The following is a 21,027-nucleotide window of genomic DNA, read 5'->3' as shown; positions in this document are numbered from 1 at the left end:
CCGTGCGCGCTGAAACGGCGTGACCTCTGCAATGGACTCCCTCAGACCATTCCATGGGCCATGGCCAGGAATGTCAATGTGGCGCGCCCGACCGAGGAGATCCTGCGCCATAATGTGCACTGGGTCAACTGCCCCACTATTCGACGTTAACGACGCAGGACAAGGTGACCAGGTGACACGCATTCCCGCCGCGGACCGGCGCAGCGCCCTGGTGCGTGCCGCGTTACGGGTCGTCGCCGACCGGGGCGTGGCCCAGGCCACCACTCGGGCTATCGTGGCCGAGGCCGGGATGTCGCTGGCAAGCTTCCACTACGCCTTCCAGAGCCGCGACGAGCTGATGGTCGAACTCATCAGGCACGTCGTGGCTGAGGAAGCCACCGCCGTGCTACCTGAGCCGTCCAGCACGGAATCGCAGGGACAGGACGACATCCAGTCGCTGCGGCAGATCCTGCGCGACGGACTGCAACGCTACGCCGATCACATGAGCCGCGACCCCCTGAGAGAGAAGGCCATGCTCGAACTCACCCAGTACGCCCTCAGGTCCCCGGGGTTGCACCACCTCGCCGTGGCCCAGTACGAGCGCTACCACGCCCTCGCGGCCGAGGCGCTGGACACCGCGGCCCGGCGAAGCGGCTCGGTCTGGCAGCATCCCGTCGGCGAGGTGGCCCGCCTTCTCGTCTCCCTCACCGACGGCCTCACCATCGCCTGGCTGGTGGATCGGGATGACACCGCCACCGCCACCCTGCTCGATTTCGCCGCGGACTCCGTCGCCGCGCTGGGCCGGCCCGCATGAGCCTCGACCTCTCACCGCGGCCGACCGGTCCGGCTGCCACGCCCTGGCTCGACCCGCAGCAGTACTGGCCGGACCTGACCGAGGCCACCCGGGGCCTGGACACCCCCGTGGGGGCGCTGCACCTCGGGGCCCTGCGGCACAACACCCACGACATGCTCGGCCGCGCCCAGGGCACCCCGATCCGGGTGGCCAGCAAGTCACTGCGGGTACGCGGCGTGCTCGACGCCGTGCTCGCCCTGCCCGGCTACCGCGGCATTCTCGCCTTCACCCTGGCCGAGGCCCTCTGGCTCGCCCAGACCCACGACGATATCGTGGTCGGCTACCCCAGCGTCGACAGGGCGGCGCTTCACACGCTGGCCCGCTCGGCCGACCTGGCCGCCCGAGTGACCCTGATGGTGGACTCGATCGACCACCTCGACATCGTCGACGCCGTGCTCGCGCCGTCGCAGCGTGAACGCATCCGGGTCTGCCTCGAACTGGACGCGTCCTGGAACGCGCCGGTGCTCGGCCACCTGGGGGTGTGGCGCTCGCCCGTGCACACGCCGGAGCACGCCAGGGCCCTGGCCCTGGCCATCGTCTCCAGGCCCGGCTTCGAGCTGGTCGGGCTGATGGCGTATGAGGCGCAGATCGCCGGTCTCGGCGACAGACCCCCTGGCCACCCCGTGCAGGGCGGGCTGAACCGGTGGGTGCGCAATCGGTCGATCGTCGACATCACGGCCCGGCGCGCCGCGGCGGTCGCCGCGGTGCGGCAGGTCGCCGACCTGGAATTCGTCAACGGCGGCGGCACCGGCTCGCTGGAGAGCACCCACGCCGACACTTCGGTGACCGATATCGCGGCCGGGAGCGGTTTTTTCGGCGGCCACCTGTTCGACAGCTACTCGGGCTTCCGGCCGGCACCGGCCGCCGCATTCGCCCTGTCGGTTGTGCGGAAGCCCACCGCGCAGACGGCGGCCTTGCTCGGCGGCGGCTGGATCGCCTCCGGTCCGCCGGGGGCGGATCGCTCACCGCGCCTGGTCTGGCCGGAGGGTCTGAGCCTGGTGCCGCGCGAGATGGCGGGGGAGGTGCAGTCACCGGTCACCGGGTCTGCCGCCGCCGCACTGCGGGTCGGCGAGCGTGTCTGGATGCGGCACACCAAGTCCGGCGAACTCAGCGAACATCTCAACGAATTCGCGCTGGTCGAGGACGGTATCGTGGTCGACATGCTGCCGACCTACCGAGGCGAAGGCAAGGCCTTCCTGTGACGGCCAGCGGCGCCCGCTGGCAGAACTGGGCACGCAGCGAGTCCGTCGTGCCGGTCAGGGTGGAGCGGCCGACCAGCGCGGCCGCCACGCAACGCGCCGTGCTCGCCGCTGTGAAATCGGGCGTCAGGATCAAGGCCGTCGGTTCCGGACACAGTTTCTCGGGCATCGCGGTTTCGCCCGGCGTGCAACTGGACCTGGCCTGGGGCGGGTTGATCGACGTCGACGAGGCCACGGCCAGGGTGACCATCGCCGCCGGCACCCGCCTGCACCAGCTGCCCGCGCTGCTGGCCCCCTACGGGCTCGCCCTGGAGAATATGGGCGACATCGACAGGCAGACCATCGCCGGAGCCACCTCGACCGGCACGCACGGCACCGGCGGCGCCTTTGCCGGCCTCGCCGCCCAGATCGTCGCCGTGACGCTGGTCACCGGCGACGGTTCGGTGCTGCGCGTCACCGAGACCGAGAATCCCGAGCTGCTACCCGCGGTGCGACTGGGGCTCGGCGCCCTGGGCATCCTCGTGGACCTCACCATCCAGTGCGTGCCGGCTTTTCTCCTGCACGCCGTCGACGCACCGGAGCCGTTCGAGGCCGTTCTGGACGGCTACCTCGAGCGCAGCACCTCGGCCGACCACTTCGAGTTCTACTGGTTCCCGCACACCGAGACCGCCCTCACCAAGACCAACACCCGGCTGCCGCCGCGCACCGGCCGGGACCTGCTGGGCCGGCTGAACCGCTGGGTCGACGACGAATTGCTCGGCAACGCGGTGTTCCGCGCCACCTGCGCGGCGGGAGTGGTCCTGCCGCCGCTGGTGCCCAGGGTCAACCGCCTCGTGGAACGGCTCACCGGCCGCCGCGACGTCACCGACCACTCGCACCGGGTTTACGTCACGAACCGCACCGTGCGATTCCACGAGATGGAGTACGCGCTGCCGCGCCAGGCGGTGCCGGACGCGCTCCGCGAGGTGCGCGCCCTCATCCAGAAGCGCGGCTGGCGCATCTCCTTCCCCCTCGAAGTGCGCTCGAGCGCGGCCGACGATGTCTGGCTCTCCACCGGCTACGGCCGAGACACCGGCTACATCGCCGTGCACAGGTACTTCCGCGAGAACCCGCAGAAGTACTTCGCCGACGTCGAGGCGATTATGCGCGCGCACGACGGTCGCCCACACTGGGGGAAGATGCACAACCTGGACGCGGACACGCTCCGCCAGGTCTACCCGCGCTTCGACGACTTCCTCGCCGTGCGGGACCGGCTCGACCCGGAGCGTCGATTCACCAACCGTTACCTGGAAAGAGTTCTTGGGCCATGAGCAGCAACACCCCGGCGTCCCGCGCCTGGCAGCACCGGGCCGCCGAACTGGGCGATCGGCTCCCCACCGGTTTTCAGATCGGCACGGCCACCTCGGCCTTCCAGATCGAGGGCGGCGCGCGTGACGGCGGCCGCGGCGAATCCCATTGGGATGCCTTCACCCGCGAGCCCGGCCGCATCCTGGACGGCCAGAACGCGTCGGTCGCCGCCGACCACATCGGCAAGCTGACCGAGGACGTCACCCTGCTGCGGGAGTTGGGCGCAGACAGCTATCGGTTCTCCTTCGCCTGGCCGCGCCTGCAACCCGACGGTCGTGGGACGCTGAACCGGTCGGGTCTGGCGTTCTACGACAGGCTGCTCGATCAGCTGCTCGGCAACGGCATCAGCCCGATGACAACCCTGTCGCACTGGGACACCCCCGCTGCGCTCCGTGGCGGCTGGCTGAACCGTGACACCGCGATGAGATTCGGCGATTACGCCCACGAGATGGGTGCGGTCTTCGGCGACCGCATCGACCGGTGGGTCACCATCGCCGACCCGGCGACGGTGATGTTCAACGGCTACATGATCGGCGTGCACGCCCCGGGCCAGGCCCTCTTGTTCGACGCGTTACCGGCCGGCCACCACCAGCTGCTCGGTCACGGCCTCGCCGTGCAGGGGCTGCGCGCCGCCGACGTGCGCGGCGGGATCGGCCTCGCCAATGTGCACTCGCCGGTGCAGAGCGCCACCGACCGGGAAGCCGACCGTGACGCCGCGGCCCTCTACGACCTGCTGCACAACCGGCTCTTCGCCGATCCGGTGCTGCTCGGCCGCTATCCGGACCCCGTCGGGGTGTTCGAGAACGAGCTGCGCTACCTGCACGAGATCGAACCCGACGACCTGCGCACGATCCACCAGCCGCTGGACTTCTACGGCGTCGAGTACTTCCAGCCCAGCCGGGTTGCGGCCGGAGCGGCCAAACCGGTACGCGCGCCCGAGGACCGTCCCGCTGAGGAACGCCCGATGAGCAGCCGGTTGCCGTTCCACCTGACCTCGTTCCGCGAGCATCCGGTCACCGGGTTCGGCTGGCCGAACGCACCCGAGTACCTGCCGGTGCTGCTGGCCGAATTGCAGGACCGCTACGGCGAGGCCCTGCCGCCGGTCTACCTCACCGCGGGCGGCGCGAGCTATCCCGACACAGCGGATGTCCGTGGCGCGGTGACCGACCTGGCCCGCATCGACTACCTGGCCGAGCACCTCGTCGCGGCCGTGGACGCCGTCGCGCCCGGCGGACCGGCCGAGGGGGTTGACCTTCGCGGCTATCTGGTCTGGTCGCTGCTGGACGGCTTCGAATGGGCGGCCGGCTACACCCAACGCTTCGGCCTGGTCCACGTGGACTTCACCGACCCCGCCCGCAAGCGCACCCCCAAACTCTCCTACCGCTGGCTCCAGGAAGTCCTCAGCGCAAGATAGGTTCGCGAGGTGTGAGATAAGCCCCAAAAACCGGCCCGGATGGGTGCTTTTCTCAAACTTAGCGGACCCGGGCGGGATGATTCCTTGGAGTGTGATGGGAAGCACATGGGAGCCCCAGCGGGCTTCGTTATGATGGGGCTCGAACACGTATCGCCCAGGTCAAATCGCAAGGAGACGCTGCCATGGAATGGCTCATCCCGGTCCTCATCGTCGTCGCACTCGTTGCGATCGCGGGTATCTACCTGTGGGCGACCTACAACTCGCTCATCACCCTCAAGGTGCGGGTGGATGAAGCGTGGAGCGACATCACTGTGCAGCTCAAGCGCCGTGCCGACCTCATCCCCAATCTGATCGAAACCGTCAAGGGCTACGCGGCTCACGAGAAGTCGGTTTTCGAGAACGTGACCAAGGCGCGCGCCGAGACTCTCTCCGCGCAGGGCCCGGTGGACGCCGCCGCGGCCGAGAACCACATGCAGACGGCCCTGAAGAGCATCTTCGCCGTCGCCGAGGCGTACCCGCAGCTGCAGGCCAGCCAGAACTACCTGCAGTTGCAGGGCGAGCTGGTCGACACCGAAGACAAGATCCAGGCCTCCCGCCGGTTCTACAACGGTGGCGTGCGCGAGCTGAACACCAAGATCCAGGTCTTCCCGAACCACCTGTTCGCGAAGAACCTCGGCTTCAGCCAGCGCGAGTTCTTCGAGGTCAGCGACGCCGCGGCCATCGCCGAACCGCCTCGCGTGCAGTTCTAGCCGCCACACCTGTAACCGCAGCCCCGAAGAGGACCCATGTACAGCGCGATCGCGCGTAACAAGCGCAACACCGTCTTCATCATTGTGCTGTTCGTGGTGATCATCTCCGGGCTCGGCTGGCTCGCCGGTCTTGCCTACGGCGTACAGGGTCCCGGCGTGCTCATCCTCACCCTGGTGATCGCCGGCGGTTACGCGCTGATCCAGTACTTCGCAGCCGGTCGGCAGTCGATCGCCATGAGCGGGGGCATCCGGGTGAACAGCGTCACCGATCACCCCCGGCTCTGGCGCATCGTGGAGAACCTGTCCATCACCACGGGCACGCCGATGCCCGAGGTGTACATCATCAACGACCCGGCGCCCAACGCCTTCGCCACCGGCCGGGACCCCAAACACGCCATCGTGGCCGCCACCACCGGTCTGCTCGACATCATGGACGACGCCGAACTGGAGGGCGTCATGGCCCACGAGATCGGGCACGTGCGCAACTACGACATCCGCGTCTCGATGATCGTTTTCGGCCTGGTCGTGGCCGTCGGTTTCATCTCCGACATCTTCCTGCGAATGGCGTTCTTCGGCCGCGGCAACAACAACAACGGCAACCCGATCGTGCTGGTGTTCGGCCTGGTCGCCATGATCGTGGCCCCGCTGATCGCCTCGGTCGTGCAACTGGCCGTGTCGCGGCAGCGCGAGTACCTCGCGGATGCCACCGGCGCGCTGACCACCCGTCAGCCGGATGCCTTGGCCAGCGCCCTGGCCAAGCTGGGCGAGTACGGCCGCCCGATGCGCAAGCAGAACACCTCAATGGCGCACCTGTGGATCGCCGACCCGCTCAAACCCGGTGTGATGGACAAGCTCTTCGCCACCCACCCGCCGCTTACCGAGCGCATCGAGCGACTGCACGCGATGGGCAGCACCTTCTAAAGCGCTAGATCTCTGGCGCTAGAACTCCGCGGCGAGAGCGGCCGCGAGGTTGCCGCGGGGGACCACCTCGATGTCGGACAGACCCTGCCAGGCCGCGGTGCTCCGCAGAACCTCGGCCAGGCGTGCGGCGGTGTCGGCGGGCGCGGTGGGCTCGGCCCAGCTGGCCTGCACCCTCAGCACCCCGGCCTGCCTGTCGTTCTTGAGGTCGACACGGCCCACGATGGTGTCGCCGAGCAGCACCGGCAGCACGTAGTAGCCGAACTGCCGTTTCTCCTGGGGGGTGTAGATCTCGATGCGGTAGTGGAAGCCGAACAGTCGTAGCGCCCGCGCCCGTTCCCAGACCACAGGGTCGAACGGGCTGAGTACCGCCGCGGCGTCCAGCCGGCGGGGCAGCCGGGCGTCCCGGTGCAACCAGGCGGCGCCGGCGGCCCCGCCCCGGCCCCAACCGGGAACCTCGACCGGAATCAGCTCACCCGCATCCTCGAGCTCGGCGATGGCGGCGCGGGCGGGCTCGGTGCGCAACCGGAAGTAGTCGGCCAGGTCTTTCACAGTGCCGATGCCGTGGGCCCGGGCCGCCTGCGAGATGAGCGCACGGTGCGCGTCGGCGGCCGGTACCTCGCGGTCGAGCAGCGCGGTCGGGAAGACCTGCTCGGGCAACGCGTAGACCCTCTCGAACCGTTGGCGGCCGCCGCTGACCACGTCGCCCCAGCGGAACAGCGTCTCCAGGCCGATCTTCACATCCGACCAGCCCCACCAGGGGCCGCTGCGTTTGTTGGCGTCGTGCTCGATCGCGCTGGCGCGCATGGGGCCGTTGGCGGCCAGCTCGGCCCGCAGCCAGGCCAGCATGGGTGCGTTCTCCTGCGACCAGTGGGTGTCGTCGGCGGCGGCCTTGTCCCTGTATGCCTGCATCCGCCAGCGGAACAGCGGCCAGTCATCCACCGGGATCAGCGACGCCTCGTGCACCCAGTACTCGGTGAGCCGCGGCTTGGCGCCGGTGCTCAACCTGTCGAGCTGGGCCTTGTCGTAGGGGCCGAGACGGCTGAAGGCCGGCACGTAGTGGCTGCGTTCGAAGACGTTCACCGAGTCGATCTGCAGCAATCCGAGCCGCTCCACGAGGGCGCCGAGCTGGCGGATGCCTGGAGTGGGCGCGGCCGGGCGGCCGAAGCCCTGCGCGGCGAGGGCGACACGGCGGGCGAGGGCAGGCGAGATCGTCTGGAGCACGCCTCGACCCTACCGGCGGCCGGCGACATCCGACGTTCACGCCGCGTTCAACCCTGCGGTGTGCCTGCGCAACCCGCCGCTTCTAGTCTCGCAGCGACCGGTACAGCCGGCCATCACCCTGCTCTCTCATACGGAGGACCCTTGCTTACCACCCGCACCCTGGCCGCTTCCCTCGCCGCGACAGCCATCGTCGCTCTCACCCTTACGGGCTGCGCGAGCGGCACCGCCGAGGCGACCGGCACCGACGGTTCCGTCGACGCGGCCACCGCCACCAGCATCTCCGCCTTCGGCGACCTGGCCGGCCTCGAGGCCGCCGCCATCGAGGAGGGCGCCCTGAACGTCATCGCCCTCCCGCGGGACTGGGCCAATTACGGCGCTGTTCTGGACCTCTTCGCCGAGAAGTACCCCGAGATCACCATCACCGAGGCCGCCCCTGACGGCTCCAGCGCCGAGGAAATCCAGGCCGCCGAGAACCTGGCCGGCCAGGACACCGCCCCCGATGTCTTCGACCTGGGCCTGGCCGTTGCCCTGGCCAACACCGACCAGTTCGCCCCCTACCAGGTGGCCACCTGGTCCGACATCCCCGACGCGCTGAAGGAAGAGAGCGGCCTGTACGTCGGTGACTACGGCGGATACATGGCCGTGGGCTACGACCCCGACGCCGTTCCCGCACCCGAGTCGTTGGCCGACCTGCTCGGCGCCGACTACAAGGGCAAGGTCGCCATCAACGGCGACCCGACCCAGGCCGGAGCGGCTTTCGCCGCCGTCGGCATGGCCGCCGTCCAGAACGACGGCTCGGTGGACGACTTCCAGGCCGGCATCGACTTCTTCAGTGGCCTCAACGCCGCCGGCAACTTCGTGAAGGTCGACCCGACCCCCGCCACCATCGCCTCGGGCGAGACCCCCGTCGTCTTCGACTGGGACTACCTCAACGTCGGCTACGGCGCCCAGCTGGAGGGTGAGCGCAACTGGGAGGTCGTGGTCTTCCCCGGCACCGGCTACGCCGGCTACTACAACCAGGCGATCAACGTGGATGCGCCGCACCCGGCCGCCGCGCGCCTCTGGCAGGAATTCCTCTACAGCGACGAAGCGCAGAACCTCTGGCTCGAAGGAGGCGCCCGCCCGGCGCGCGCCGACGCCATGGCGGCGGAAGGCACCATCGACGCCGACCTGTTCGACGCCCTGCCCGCCGTGCCGGACACCACAGTGGTCCCGACCGCCGCGCAGAGCGAAGCCGCGGCAACGCTGCTCGGCGAAAAGTGGGCCGCGGCTGTCCAGTAGGTTCCGTGTGCCGGCAGCAGCCTTCGGGCTGCTGCCGTTCGCGGTCTATGTGCTGCTCTTCCTGGCCCTGCCGACCCTGATCGCCGTCGGCACCGGCTTCATCGGCAACGACGGCGGCTTCACCCTCGGCACCGTCGCCGCGCTCGGCGACCCCGTGGTGCTGGCCGCCTTCGGCAGCTCGATCTGGTTGTCGGCGCTGACCGCGATCATCGGCGCCGTCGTGGGCGCCCTGGTCTGTTACGCCCTGCTCGGCGCCCGCCCGGACGGGGCGTTGCGCTCCACCGTCGATTCCCTCAGTAGCGTCATCGCCCAGTTCGGCGGCGCCATGCTCGCCTTCGCGTTCACCGCGACCATCGGTATCCAGGGCATGGTCACCCTGCTGCTGCAGGAGCGTCTGGGCATCGACATCTTCGCCGACGGGGTCTGGCTCTACGAACTGCCCGGCCTGGTGCTGCCGTACATCTACTTTCAAGTGCCCCTGATGATCATCACCTTCATGCCGGCGCTCGCGTCGCTCAAGTCGACCTGGGCGGAAGCCAACGCCACCCTCGGCGGCAGCACGCGCACCTACTGGCTGCGCATCGGCCTGCCGGTGCTGGCGCCGTCGTTCCTGGGCGGCCTGCTACTCCTGTTCGCCAACGCGTTCTCCTCGTACGCCACCGCCGCCACCCTCACCAGCCAGGGCGCGCAGATCGTGCCGCTGCAGATCCGGTCGGCGCTGACCAGCGAGACCATGCTCGGCCGGGAGAACCTCGCCGGTGCGCTGGCGCTGGGCATGATCCTGGTGATGACCGTCGTGATGATCGGCTACTCCAAGCTGGCGTCCCGCGCCGCGAGGTGGCAGCGATGACGGCGGGTCTCCGGTCGGTGCGCGGCGTCGCGCACGCGCCCGGTCGGCTCACCAGGCTGCTGATCCTCGGCGGGGTCGGCCTGGTCTTCGCGGTGCCGATCCTCGCGATGATCGAGTTCACCCTGCGGCGCGGCCTGGTCGGCGGCTACGACTTCCAGCGCTGGATCGAGCTGTTCCAGAACGGGCTGACCGGCGAGTACGCCCCGGTTCTGGTCGCCCTCGGCAACTCGGTGGGTCTGGCCGTCGGCACCGTCATGATCGTGCTGGTGCTGCTGGTGCCGACGATGCTGCTCGTGCACATCCGGTTCCCCCGGCTGCGCCGCACGCTGGAGATCGTGTGCATCCTGCCCATCTCCATCCCCGCGATCGTGCTCGTGGTGGGCCTGGCCCCGGTGTTCAGCGTGCTGGCCCGGTTCGCGGGCAGCGGCGTCTGGACGCTGGCATTCGCGTACGGCATCACCGTGCTGCCGTTCGCCTACCGGGCGATCCAGGCCAACCTCGACGGTGTGGACGTGCGCACGCTCAGCGAGGCGGCGCGCACCCTCGGTGCCGGCTGGGCCAGTGTGCTGGTGCGGGTGCTCGTCCCGAACCTCCGCCGCGGCATCCTGGCCGGCGCGTTCATCGCCGTGGCCGTGGTGCTGGGCGAGTTCACCATCGCGTCGCTACTGAGCCGGGTCAACCTGCAGACCGCGCTCGTGGTGGTCAGCAAGAACGACCCGTACAGCGCCGTGATCCTCTCGCTGCTTGCACTGTTCGCGGCGTTCCTGCTGTTGCTGGCCATCGGCCGGCTCGGCACCGAACGTCGCCGGCCGGCCCGCACCCCGACCACCCTCACCCCGACCACCCCGACCTCCGGCGGAGACCAGTCATGAGTCACATCCAAACGCCCACAGTTCAGCAGAAGACTGTCGTCGAGTTCGCCGGCGTGGCCAAGCGCTACGGCAGCCACCTTGCGCTGACCGAGTTCGACCTCACCCTGCAGCCCGGCGAACTCGTGGCCCTGCTCGGCCCCAGCGGCAGCGGCAAGACCACGGCGCTGCGGGTGCTGGCTGGCCTGGAGAGCTGCGACGACGGACGCATCCTGATCAACGGCGACGACGTCTCCGGGCTGCCGACCAGCCGCCGCGACATGGGCATGGTGTTCCAGTCCTACTCGCTGTTCCCGCACCTGAGCGCCGGCGAGAACGTCGAATTCGGACTGCGAATGCGCCGGGTGCCGGCCGCCGAGCGCCGCGAACGGGCGGCGGCGGCCCTGGCCCTGGTCGGCCTGGACGCCCACTACGGCCGGTTCGCGCACGAACTCTCCGGCGGCCAGCAGCAGCGGGTGGCCCTGGCCAGGGCGCTGGTCACCCGGCCCCGGGTGCTGCTGCTCGACGAACCGCTCTCGGCGCTGGACGCCAAGGTGCGGGTGCAGCTGCGCGATGAGATCCGGCGCATCCAGACCGAACTGGGCATCACCACCCTCTTCGTGACGCACGACCAGGACGAGGCCCTCGCCGTCGCCGACAGGGTCGCGGTGATGCGGGACGGCCGGATCGAGCAGGTGGGCACGCCGGAGGAGCTCTACACCAGGCCGGCGACGCCGTTCATCGCGGATTTCGTGGGGCTGAGCAACCGGCTGCCCGGAGCGGTGCGGCACGGCTTCGCCGAGGTGCACGGGGTGGTCCTGCCGCTGCTCGACCCGTCCCACGCCGATGGGCCGGTGCGGGTCTTCGTGCGTCCAGAGGACCTGACGCTGGTCACTGCCGGGACGCCAGGCGACGCTCCGGCAGGCATGAGCCTGGCGGGCACCGTGCTGGTCTCCAGCTTCCTCGGCTCGTTGCGCCGCACCAGCGTGCAACTCGAGCAAGGCGGCACCGTCGTGGTGCAACACGACGTCCGCGACCGCCATCAGGTGGGCGAGAGCGTGCTGGTGCGCTTTGCCGGCGCACCCGTCCCGGTGGAAGCTGTGCAGGACCTCGCCGCCGCGCTCCCACGCCGTCCTAGACTGGTTCGGTGAGCACACCCACGGGAAGTCCCGGCTGGTTCGGCCGCCGGCGTAAACTCCGAACGACCCCCTCGACCGCGCCTATCACGGCGGTCCTCACGCCGGTGCAGCCGGAGACCAACGGCGTGGACGAGAACATCCCGGCGGGCATCCGCCTGGCCGGCGCGTGGGCGTGGCGTCTTCTCGTGATCGCCGCCGTGATCGCCGTGCTGCTGTACCTCATCGTGCAGCTGCGCTTCATCGTGATCCCGCTGCTCGTGGCGGTGCTGGTGTCCGCCCTGCTCGTACCGCTGGTCGGCTTCCTCACCCGGCATCACTGGCCCAAGGGGCTCGCCGTCGCGGCGGCTCTGGTCGGCACCCTCGCGGTGATCGCCGGTCTCGTGACGCTGGCCGTCACGCAGATCGCCGCCGGCTCGGTGGGGCTGAGCGCCCGGTTCGCGGCGTCGTACGCGAACCTCAAGGAGGTCCTGGCGGCGTCGCCGTTGCAGCTGAGCAACGCCGAGATCAATGGCTATCTCAGCCAGGCCGTCGACGCCCTCCAGGCCGACAGCCAGATCTTCATCAGCGGCGCCCTGTCGCTGGGGTCGTCGCTGGGGCACCTGGCCACGGGTGCGCTCCTCACCCTGTTCAGTCTGCTGTTCATCCTCATCGACGGTAAGGGCATCTGGAACTGGATCGTCCGGATCTTCCCCCGCCGGGCGCGACCTGCCGTCGCCGGAGCCGGCGCGGCCGGCTGGACGACCCTGGGCAACTTCGCCAGGGTGCAGATCCTGGTCGCCACGATCGACGCGATCGGCATCGGCGCCGGAGCCGCGATCCTGGGCGTGCCGATGGCCATCCCGATCGGCGTGCTGGTGTTCCTGGGCTCGTTCGTCCCGATCGTCGGCGCCGTGGCCACGGGCGCCGTGGCCGTGCTGATAGCGCTGATCTTCAACGACTGGTTCGTGGCCCTGCTGATGCTCGGGGTGGTGCTGCTCGTACAGCAGATCGAAGGCCATGTGCTGCAGCCGTTGATCATGGGCACCGCCGTCAAGGTGCATCCGCTCGGCGTGGTGCTGGTCGTGGCGGCCGGTGCGCTGCTGGCCGGCATCCCCGGCGCCCTGTTCGCGGTTCCCGTCGCTGCCGTGCTGAACGTTATGATCAGCTACATCCATAGCGGTGCCTGGCGCGGGGGAGTGCCGCCGGCCGGCGCTGCACCCGGCTCCATTCTGTGGCAGACGATTCCGCAGCGGCCGGGCTTCCGGCCGCAGCGCACAGTCGCCGTCACCGAGAGCAGAGTAAGAGAGACCCGTCCATGACAGACACCCCCGCAGTTCTCGCCGGCGCAGCCCGTGCCGACACAACCTTGGCCGGCCCCACCCTCGACGACTTCGAGACCGCCCGCACCGTGGTGTCGCGGGTGGCCGATGTCACGCCGATGGAAAGCTCCCGCTACCTCTCGGCGATCCTCGGTGCACCGGTCTTCCTCAAGTGCGAGAACCTGCAGCGCACCGGATCGTACAAGATCCGCGGCGCGTACCACCGGCTGTCCAAGCTCACCGACGAGGAGAAGGCTCGCGGCGTCGTCGCCGCCTCCGCCGGCAACCACGCCCAGGGGGTGGCGTTCGCCGCCAGGGAGCTCGGCATCGAGGCGACCATCTTCATGCCCGTCGGCGTCGCGCTGCCCAAGCTGCAGGCCACTCGCGACTACGGCGCCCAGGTGATCCTGCGCGGGCACACGGTCGCGGAGCCGCTCCTGGCCGCCGCCGAGTACGCCCGCGAGACCGGCGCGGTCCTGATTCCCCCGTTCGACCACCCGGACGTGGTGGCCGGCGCCGGCACCCTTGGCCTCGAGGTCCTCGACCAGATGCCCGACCTCGAGACCGTGATCGTGCCGATCGGCGGCGGCGGGCTCACCTCCGGCATGGCCAGTGTGCTCAAGCAGTACTCGGCACGGCACAACCGTCGGATCCGGGTCATCGGGGTGCAGTCGGAGAACGCTGCAGCGTACCCGCCGTCCATCGCCGCGGGGGAGGCCCTCGCCATCGACATCACCCCGACCATGGCCGACGGCATCGCCGTGGCCAAGCCGGGCCTGCTGAACTTCGCCATCATCCGCGACGCCGTCGACGAGATCGTCACCGTCAGCGAGGACGACATGGCCAGGGCGATCCTGGTGCTCCTCGAGCGGGCCAAGCTCGTCGTCGAGCCGGCCGGAGCCGTCTCGGTCGCCGCCATCCTGGCCGGCAAGATCACGAACACCGGCCGCACCGTTGCGGTGCTCTCGGGCGGCAACATCGACCCGTTGCTCATGCAGCGCGTGATCAGCCACGGCTTGGCGGCATCCGGCCGGTACCTCAAGCTGCGGATCATGCTGCCCGACCGTCCCGGCCAGCTCGCCCGGATCTCCGAGCTGCTCGCCGAGGCGCACGCCAACGTCATCGAGGTCCTGCACACCCGCCACGGCGCCGGCCTGCAGATCAGCGAGGTCGAGCTGGACATCAGCGTCGAGACCCGCGGCCCCGAACACCGCCAACACGTCGTCGACACCCTGCGCGCCGCCGGGTACGATCCCCGCACCGACTAGACCGGGCACACAAAAACGGCCGGCTGCGTGAGCAGCCGGCCGTTCGAGTCACCAGGGGCAGTTAGCCGGTGAAGGTCTCCACGAGGTGGATCTCCACGGCGATCTGCTTTCCGTTGGGGGTCTCGTAGCTCGTCTTCGCGCCGACCTTGAGCCCGATGATGGCTTCGCCCAGGGGGCTCTTCTCGCTGTACACGTCCAGGTCGCTGTCGCCGGCGATCTCCCGGCTGCCGATGAGGAACCGGCTCTCGTCACCGGCGATGGTGGCGGTGATGACGGTTCCGGGCTCGACGACGCCCTTGCTCTCGGGGGCGTGGCCCACCTCTGCGGTGCGCAGCAGCAGGGTGAGGGTGCGGATGCGCGCCTCCATCTTGCCCTGCTCCTCCTTGGCCGCGTGGTAGCCGGCGTTCTCCTTGAGGTCGCCCTCCGACCGCGCGGACTCGATCTTGTTGGCGATGTCCACCCGAGCAACAGTGCTGAGAGTGTCCAGCTCCGCAGCGAGGCGGTCATAGGCCTCCTGGGTTAGCCAGGTGACCGAGGTTTCGGTAGTCATGGTTCTCTCCTTCTCGTGCTGATCGGTGGTGCGCCGGCAGATAGTGCGCCGATGGTGCCGCAGGAAGCGGCCGTTCGTCGCTGGGCAGGTCACGGCCTGACACGTCACGTCCTAGAACATCGCGGCCTAGTACGTCACGACATACAGCGGACGCCCCGACTTCTGTCAGGGCGAATACATCAGTCTAGGTCAACCAGCAGCGGTAAATCAATCCGGTGTTGCTCAACTCGGTCGTCTTCACGATCTCCGTGAACGAGCGGGTGTAGTCGGCGGACGGCGCCAGATCGATGACCTTCCAGCCCACCACGGTGAACGACTCGTTGAGCGCCTGCACAGCACAGCTGGCGGCCTTCTCCGGGGGCAGCGACACCTCGAAGGTCACGCTGATGCCGTTCTCGTCGATGATTTGGTGCCTGGTGTCCCTGGCTTCGATCTCCGGGCCCGCGCCGTCAAGGCCCGCCCAGACGACCCATCCGGTGAGGATCAGGGCGAAGAGTCCGGCAACGACCCACAACACCCGGCGGTCGCGGCGGGTGCTGCCGGGGGTTCGCCCATAGCGTTCGTCGAGGTTGCTGCTCACGGCCACTCAGACTCCACACTCACGGTTCAACGATTAGGCTTGTACCTTAGGTTAGCTGGCATTTCTGAGGAGTTTCATGACCCTGCGGCTCTTGGCAGTGCACGCCCATCCCGACGACGAGTCGAGCAAGGGCGCCGCGACGTACGCGTACTACCGAAGCCTCGGCGCCGAGGTTCTCATCGTGAGCTGCACGGGCGGTGAACGCGGCAGTATCCTCAACGAGGACCTGGCCGACGTGGCCATGGCCGAGCGCGACCTCGCCGGCCTCCGCCGCCGGGAGATGACGGCGGCCCAGCAGACGATGGGCATCCAACACCTCTGGCTGGGCTACCAGGACTCCGGCATGGCCGACGACGGCGGGGTGCCCAAGAACTCCTTCGCCGACGTGCCCCTGGAGTACTCGGCCGAACCCCTGGTGCGCATCATCCGCGATTTCCGTCCCCAGGTGCTCATCACCTACGACGAGAACGGCGGCTACCCGCACCCCGATCACATTCGCTGCCACCAGGTCTCCGTCGAGGCGTTCCGCGCCGCGGCCGACGCCGACCGGTATCCCGATGCCGGCGCGCCGTGGCAGATCGACAAGCTGTACTACGACCGCATCTTCAACCTCGAGCGCATGGACGCCATGTACCTCGAACTCAGCATCACCGAACCGGACTCCGACCTGCTCGAACCGCTGGCCAGCGCCAGGGAACGGATGAGCGAGTACCCGAACCTGGCCACGACGCACGTGCCGATCGGGGACTTCTTGGAGGTGCGCGACGATGCCTTGCGGTCACATGCCAGCCAGGTGTCGCCGACGAGCAGTTTCTTCTTCTGGCCCAATGACATGGTGCGCAAGGCCTGGCCCTACGAGGACTTCCAACTCGTCGAATCGAAAGTTGACACGAACATGCCCGAATCCGATCTTTTCAGTGGTGTGAGGGACGACGCGTGAGCGGGATGTACTCTCCCGTGGTCAGCTTCATCCTGTCCAACACCCCGGCGCCCGAGTTCAACCCCGACACCGTCACACCGGGCCCGTGGGGCTTCTTCGCGATCTTCTTCGTCGCGGCCGTGACCCTGCTGCTGGGCATGGACCTGGCCCGCCGCATCCGCCGCACCACATACCGTGCGGAGATGCAGGAACGGCTGCAGGCCGAGGTCGCCGAACGCGACGCGCTGGCCGCCCAGAAGAAGGACACGCCAGAAGCCTGAGCTCAGGGGTACCCGCCTACGGGTACAGCGGATGCGTGGCGATGATCAGAATCGCGAACCAGTGGCAGAGGAACGCCACCACGGTCAGCGAGTGGAAGATCTCGTGGAAGCCGAACACCCCGGGGATCGGGTTGGGCTTCTTGAGACCGTAGACGACGGCGCCGACCGAGTAGCAGAGCCCGCCGACCATGATCAGGGTCATCATCAGGGCATCGGCCTGGAAGAAGTCGACGATGAACATCAGCGCGCCCCAGCCCAGCGCGAGGTAGAGCGGCACGTACAGCCAGCGCGGGGCGTTGATCCAGAACACCCTGAACGCGATGCCGAGGATCGCGCCGCCCCAGACCAGGGTCAGCAGCAGCACTGCCTTGTCCGGCGGCAGGGCCAGCACCGTGATGGGCGTGTACGATCCGGCGATCAGCAGGAAGATGTTGGCGTGGTCGATGCGCTTGAGCACCATGCGGGTGCGCGGCTGCCAGTTGAAGCGGTGGTACAGCGCCGAGTTGCCGAACAGGAGCATCGAACTGGCCACGAAGACCGCCGAACTCCATTTAGCAGCCGGGCCGTCCGCCGCGAGCAGCAGGATGATGCCGGCGACGATGGTGACCGGGAACGTGCCGGCGTGGATCCAGCCCCGCCAGGTGGGCTTTTCGGGAACCGGATGCTCGATCTCGTCTTCGAGGAGGGGGAGATTCGGGATGTCATCCGTAGCGGCCATGCTGTCAGGATACGGCAGCCTCGGCGGCGCCGCGGCGCGAACGCGGGCCGGATTGAGCTAGCGTAACTGTGTGCAGATGCGGCAATTCTCCCTCGGACGCGGACTCCTCTACAGGGTCTACCAGCGTCGGCTGCGTCGCGGGCTGACCGCGGCGGTCCTGCCGCGGCACGTGGCCATGATCATCGACGGCAACCGTCGGTGGGCCAAACAGCTCGGCTACGACTCCGCCGCCCACGGGCACCGGGCCGGGGCCGCGAAGATGCGCGAATTCCTGGAGTGGTGCGACGATCTCGGCATCTCCGTCGTCACGCTGTACCTGCTCTCGGCCGACAACCTCACCCAGCGCCCGACCGAGGAACTCGACGCCCTTTTCGAGATCATCGCCGACCTCGCCGAGGACCTGTCGCATTACCGCGACTGGAAGGTGCAGCAGGTCGGGTCGAAGAAGTGCCTGCCCGGGCCCCTGGAGGGCGCCCTGTCCGCCGCGGAGGCCCGCACGCACGCCAACACGGGCCTGCACGTGAACCTCGCCGTCGGCTACGGCGGCCGCACCGAGATCACCGACGCGATGCGCAGCATCGTCGCCACCCACCATGCCCACGGCGGCACTCTCGAGGACCTCGCCGAGACCCTCACCCCCGAACTCATCGGCCAGCACCTGTACACGGGCGGCCAGCCCGACCCCGACCTCGTCATCCGCACCTCGGGCGAGCAGCGCCTCAGCGACTTCATGCTCTGGCAGAGCGCGCACAGCGAGTTCTATTTCGTCGAGGCCCTCGGCCCCGACCTCCGCCAGGTCGACTTCCTGCGGGCCCTGCGCGACTTCGCCAAACGGCACCGCAGGTTCGGCGGGTGAGCGCGGTCGAGACGCCCCTCGCCGCCTTCCTGAACGGCTTCACCGAAGACCCCGGCTACCTGGACTACGGCCGTATCGGCCCCATGTCCAGTGCCGTCGTCGCCGAAACGCGCGGCCAGACCGAGATCCTGGCCAGGGCCCGACACGGCAGCCTCGGCCACTTCGGCGAGCAAGATCTGCGGATGCGCACCGCCGTGGCCGCGGGCCTGGGGTTCAGGGCCGACCAGATCGTGTCCCAACCCAACACCAGCATGGGCCTCATGCACGCCATGTTCGGCCTGACCGGTGACGTGCTGTTGTCACCGGCGGACTTTCCGAGCCTGCCGTTCGCGGCCAGCCGTGCCGCGGAGGCCCTGCACGTGGCGACGCCGCAGTGGCTCACGGCCGACGGCGGCGAGAACAGCGCCGGAGCGGTCACTCCCGGCCAGGTGCGGGACCAGCTGACACCGACCACCGTCGCGGTCGCCGTCAGCCTCGTCGATTCCCGCACGGGCTTCAGGGCCGACCTGGAAGGCATCCGGCAGGTCATCGGTGACAGGCTGCTCATCGTCGACGCCATCCAGGGCTTCGGGGTGGTGGATGCCGCCTACGAGGCGGCCGATGTCGTCGCCTCCGGCGGCCAGAAGTGGGTCAGGGCCGGCTGGGGCACCGGCTTCCTCGCCCTGAGCGACCGCGCCGTGGAACGGCTCACCCCGGTTGTCTCCGGATTCACCGGCACCGAGATCACCGAGCCGTGGGACCAGGTGCCGCCGCCGGCACACGCGGCGTCGGCGTTCGGGGTGACCAACGGGGACGGCATCGCCCAGGCCCGGTTCGCGACGGCGCTGGAAGAGATCCAGGTCGCGGGCCTGCCCGCCATCGAGGCCCTGGTGTGCGCCAACGTCGAGCGACTGATCGACCTGGCCGACCAGTTCGGCATTCCGGTGCTGTCCGCCAGGGACGCCAGGGATCGGGCCGGCCTGGTGGTACTCGCACCGCCCGCGGAACGTCTCACCGCGCTCGGTGCCGCGCTGCACAACCACGGCGTGACGGTCACGACCCGGGGCGGCACGGTGCGGCTCAGCGTGCACGCGCACCTCGCCGACGAGACCGTCGGCATGCTGCGCGGCGCCTTCACGGCGTACGCGGCCGCCGCCGGATACTGACCTGGCCGGCACCCGCCCGACGAACGTTAACGTCTCGTGACGTTGGGCGTGTCGCTTTTCTAATTCCCAGCCACTCGACGTACGTTCATCTCATCAGGTATGGCACCTGATCGAGACGGCCACATAAGTACGGCTCGAGAAAAAGCTTGTGGCCGCTCGCCAACAAATCCGCACCCTCGGGTGCGGGGTGGGAGTGGTTGTGACCGCTAATCGAACCGACTACCTGAACGCAGAACACACACCGTCAGGGGTCGACCAAACCGAGCGCACCTTCGTGCTGGACACCTCGGTTCTCCTGTCCGATCCGAAGGCGATCTTCCGGTTCGCCGAACACTCCGTCGTACTGCCGGTGGTGGTGATCACCGAACTGGAGTCCAAGCGCAACGACCCGGAGATCGGTTACTTCGCCCGGCAGGCGCTGCGTTACCTCGACGAACTGCGGGTCAAGCACGAACGACTCGACTTCGCCATCCCGGTGGGGGAGGGCGGCAGCCTGCGGGTCGAGTTGAACCACTCGAACATGTCGGTGCTGCCCTCCGGGTTGCAGCTGGGCGACAACGACTCGCGCATCCTCGCGGTGGCCATGAACCTGGCCAACGACGGACTCGCCGTCACCGTGGTGTCCAAGGACCTGCCGTTGCGGGTGAAGGCCGCCTCGATCGGACTGACCGCAGACGAGTACCGGCATGAGCTGGCTGTGGACTCCGGCTGGACGGGCATGGACGAGATCACCCTGAGCGCCGAGCAGGTCAACGACCTCTACGACAAGGAGTCCCTGCAGACCCGCCTGGTGCAGGACATGCCGGTCAACACGGGCCTGGTGATCCACTCCGACCGGGGCTCGGCCCTAGGGCGGGTCACCGGGCGGGGCGAGCTGCGCCTGGTGCGCGGGGACCGCGACCTGTTCGGCCTGCACGGACGTTCGGCGGAGCAACGCCTGGCGATCGACCTGCTGCTGGACCCGGAGATCGGCATCCTGTCGTTGGGAGGTCGAGCGGGGACGGGGAAGTCGGCGCTCGCCCTCTGCGCCGGCCTGGAAGCCGTGCTGGAACGGCAGCAGCACCGCAAGATCATGGTGTTCCGGCCACTGTACGCGGTGGGCGGCCAGGAGCTCGGCTACCTGCCCGGTGACGCGCAGGAGAAGATGGGTCCCTGGGGCCAGGCTGTGTTCGACACCCTCGGGGCGCTGGTGAGCGAGAACGTACTGGAGGAGGTCGTCGAGCGCGGCATCCTCGAGGTGCTGCCGCTGACTCACATCCGTGGTCGGAGCCTGCACGACGCCTTCGTGATCGTCGACGAGGCGCAGTCGCTGGAGCGGAACGTGCTCCTGACGGTGCTCAGCCGGATCGGACAGAACTCCAGGGTGGTGCTCACCCACGATGTGGCCCAGCGCGACAACCTGCGGGTGGGGCGCTTCGACGGTGTCGCGAGTGTGATCGAAACGCTGAAAGGCCACCCCTTGTTCGCCCACATGACCCTCACCCGGTCCGAGCGCAGCGCCATCGCCGCCCTGGTCACCGAGATGCTGGAGGGAAACGAGCTGGCATAGAGGCGCGAAAGCGGCGAACCGGTTGCCTCAGCGAAGCTGAAGCAACCGGTTCGCCGCTTTCG

General features: G+C 68.9%; 21 protein-coding genes. 17 read left to right on the top strand and 4 right to left on the bottom strand.

Annotation, left to right across the window (positions count from 1 at the left end; genetic code table 11):
- Nucleotides 1-172 precede the first annotated feature (172 nt).
- The 6 genes from E3O60_RS16295 (at nt 173) to E3O60_RS16270 (ending at nt 6,462) form a co-directional block, all read left to right on the top strand.
- A complete protein-coding gene (locus E3O60_RS16295; protein ID WP_166788904.1) occupies nt 173-793 on the top strand; it encodes a TetR/AcrR family transcriptional regulator in 621 nt (206 codons plus the stop codon).
- Nucleotides 790-2,034, top strand: a complete 1,245-nt coding sequence (locus E3O60_RS16290; protein WP_088456715.1) for an alanine racemase — start codon at nt 790-792, stop codon at nt 2,032-2,034. The genes E3O60_RS16295 and E3O60_RS16290 overlap by 4 nt, the downstream gene beginning before the upstream one ends.
- Complete coding sequence (locus E3O60_RS16285; RefSeq protein WP_134498639.1) at nt 2,031-3,341, top strand: D-arabinono-1,4-lactone oxidase; 1,311 nt, start codon at nt 2,031-2,033, stop codon at nt 3,339-3,341. The genes E3O60_RS16290 and E3O60_RS16285 overlap by 4 nt, the downstream gene beginning before the upstream one ends.
- Nucleotides 3,338-4,792 (top strand): glycoside hydrolase family 1 protein, encoded by a 1,455-nt coding sequence (locus E3O60_RS16280; RefSeq protein ID WP_134498637.1) that lies wholly within the window; start codon nt 3,338-3,340, stop codon nt 4,790-4,792. The genes E3O60_RS16285 and E3O60_RS16280 overlap by 4 nt, the downstream gene beginning before the upstream one ends.
- A 182-nt stretch (nt 4,793-4,974) precedes the next feature.
- The gene (locus E3O60_RS16275) at nt 4,975-5,541 is read left to right on the top strand and encodes a LemA family protein (protein WP_088456712.1); all 567 of its coding nucleotides are present in this window, start codon (nt 4,975-4,977) and stop codon (nt 5,539-5,541) included.
- 36 nt (nt 5,542-5,577) lie between these two features.
- Nucleotides 5,578-6,462, top strand: coding sequence for a M48 family metalloprotease (locus E3O60_RS16270; protein ID WP_103429758.1), 885 nt, complete (start codon nt 5,578-5,580; stop codon nt 6,460-6,462).
- 18 nt (nt 6,463-6,480) lie between these two features.
- Here E3O60_RS16270 and E3O60_RS16265 read toward each other — a convergent pair whose 3' ends face one another.
- The gene (locus E3O60_RS16265; RefSeq protein ID WP_088456710.1) at nt 6,481-7,683 is read right to left on the bottom strand and encodes a winged helix-turn-helix domain-containing protein; all 1,203 of its coding nucleotides are present in this window, start codon (nt 7,681-7,683) and stop codon (nt 6,481-6,483) included.
- Nucleotides 7,684-7,824: 141 nt separating this feature from the next.
- Between E3O60_RS16265 and E3O60_RS16260 the strand changes: the two genes are divergently transcribed.
- From E3O60_RS16260 to ilvA, 6 genes are read left to right on the top strand one after another with little or no spacing between them, the layout of a single operon-like run.
- Nucleotides 7,825-8,964, top strand: coding sequence for an ABC transporter substrate-binding protein (locus E3O60_RS16260; RefSeq protein ID WP_134498635.1), 1,140 nt, complete (start codon nt 7,825-7,827; stop codon nt 8,962-8,964).
- Between the two features lie 7 nt (nt 8,965-8,971).
- Nucleotides 8,972-9,814 carry an ABC transporter permease gene (locus E3O60_RS16255; RefSeq protein ID WP_370291284.1) on the top strand — a complete coding sequence of 281 codons (843 nt, stop codon included), beginning with the start codon at nt 8,972-8,974 and terminating at the stop codon, nt 9,812-9,814.
- Complete coding sequence (locus tag E3O60_RS16250; protein ID WP_088456707.1) at nt 9,811-10,686, top strand: ABC transporter permease; 876 nt, start codon at nt 9,811-9,813, stop codon at nt 10,684-10,686. Before E3O60_RS16255 ends, E3O60_RS16250 begins: the two co-directional genes overlap by 4 nt.
- Nucleotides 10,683-11,813, top strand: coding sequence for an ABC transporter ATP-binding protein (locus E3O60_RS16245; RefSeq protein WP_088456706.1), 1,131 nt, complete (start codon nt 10,683-10,685; stop codon nt 11,811-11,813). The genes E3O60_RS16250 and E3O60_RS16245 overlap by 4 nt, the downstream gene beginning before the upstream one ends.
- The gene (locus tag E3O60_RS16240) at nt 11,810-13,099 is read left to right on the top strand and encodes an AI-2E family transporter (RefSeq protein ID WP_240632225.1); all 1,290 of its coding nucleotides are present in this window, start codon (nt 11,810-11,812) and stop codon (nt 13,097-13,099) included. The genes E3O60_RS16245 and E3O60_RS16240 overlap by 4 nt, the downstream gene beginning before the upstream one ends.
- Nucleotides 13,096-14,367 (top strand): threonine ammonia-lyase, encoded by a 1,272-nt coding sequence (ilvA, locus tag E3O60_RS16235; RefSeq protein WP_088456705.1) that lies wholly within the window; start codon nt 13,096-13,098, stop codon nt 14,365-14,367. Before E3O60_RS16240 ends, ilvA begins: the two co-directional genes overlap by 4 nt.
- A 61-nt stretch (nt 14,368-14,428) precedes the next feature.
- On the opposite strand, the gene greA is transcribed toward ilvA, so the two are convergent.
- Nucleotides 14,429-14,917, bottom strand: a complete 489-nt coding sequence (greA, locus tag E3O60_RS16230) for a transcription elongation factor GreA (protein ID WP_088456704.1) — start codon at nt 14,915-14,917, stop codon at nt 14,429-14,431.
- A 184-nt stretch (nt 14,918-15,101) separates the two neighbouring features.
- Nucleotides 15,102-15,497, bottom strand: coding sequence for a DUF4307 domain-containing protein (locus tag E3O60_RS16225; protein ID WP_166788903.1), 396 nt, complete (start codon nt 15,495-15,497; stop codon nt 15,102-15,104).
- Between the two features lie 76 nt (nt 15,498-15,573).
- On the opposite strand from E3O60_RS16225, the gene mca reads away from it, so the two are divergent.
- Nucleotides 15,574-16,437, top strand: coding sequence for a mycothiol conjugate amidase Mca (mca, locus tag E3O60_RS16220; protein WP_174776211.1), 864 nt, complete (start codon nt 15,574-15,576; stop codon nt 16,435-16,437).
- A 5-nt stretch (nt 16,438-16,442) separates the two neighbouring features.
- Complete coding sequence (locus tag E3O60_RS16215) at nt 16,443-16,697, top strand: hypothetical protein (protein ID WP_088456702.1); 255 nt, start codon at nt 16,443-16,445, stop codon at nt 16,695-16,697.
- Nucleotides 16,698-16,713: 16 nt separating this feature from the next.
- On the opposite strand, the gene E3O60_RS16210 is transcribed toward E3O60_RS16215, so the two are convergent.
- A complete protein-coding gene (locus tag E3O60_RS16210) occupies nt 16,714-17,415 on the bottom strand; it encodes a hemolysin III family protein (RefSeq protein WP_088456701.1) in 702 nt (233 codons plus the stop codon).
- Nucleotides 17,416-17,491: 76 nt separating this feature from the next.
- On the opposite strand from E3O60_RS16210, the gene E3O60_RS16205 reads away from it, so the two are divergent.
- The 3 genes from E3O60_RS16205 to E3O60_RS16195 all read left to right on the top strand — a co-directional run bounded on the left by E3O60_RS16205 (nt 17,492) and on the right by E3O60_RS16195 (nt 20,965).
- Entirely contained in the window at nt 17,492-18,271 is a 780-nt protein-coding gene (locus E3O60_RS16205) for an isoprenyl transferase (RefSeq protein ID WP_103429803.1), read from the top strand.
- Nucleotides 18,268-19,416 carry an aminotransferase class V-fold PLP-dependent enzyme gene (locus E3O60_RS16200; protein ID WP_241993289.1) on the top strand — a complete coding sequence of 383 codons (1,149 nt, stop codon included), beginning with the start codon at nt 18,268-18,270 and terminating at the stop codon, nt 19,414-19,416. The genes E3O60_RS16205 and E3O60_RS16200 overlap by 4 nt, the downstream gene beginning before the upstream one ends.
- Nucleotides 19,417-19,615: 199 nt before the next feature.
- Nucleotides 19,616-20,965 (top strand): PhoH family protein, encoded by a 1,350-nt coding sequence (locus E3O60_RS16195; RefSeq protein ID WP_370291286.1) that lies wholly within the window; start codon nt 19,616-19,618, stop codon nt 20,963-20,965.
- Nucleotides 20,966-21,027 lie beyond the last annotated feature (62 nt).

This window comes from Cryobacterium sp. TMB1-7, from assembly GCF_004402435.1.
GTDB lineage: Bacteria > Actinomycetota > Actinomycetes > Actinomycetales > Microbacteriaceae > Cryobacterium > Cryobacterium zongtaii.
This window is presented reverse-complemented; position numbering and strand designations above follow the sequence as displayed.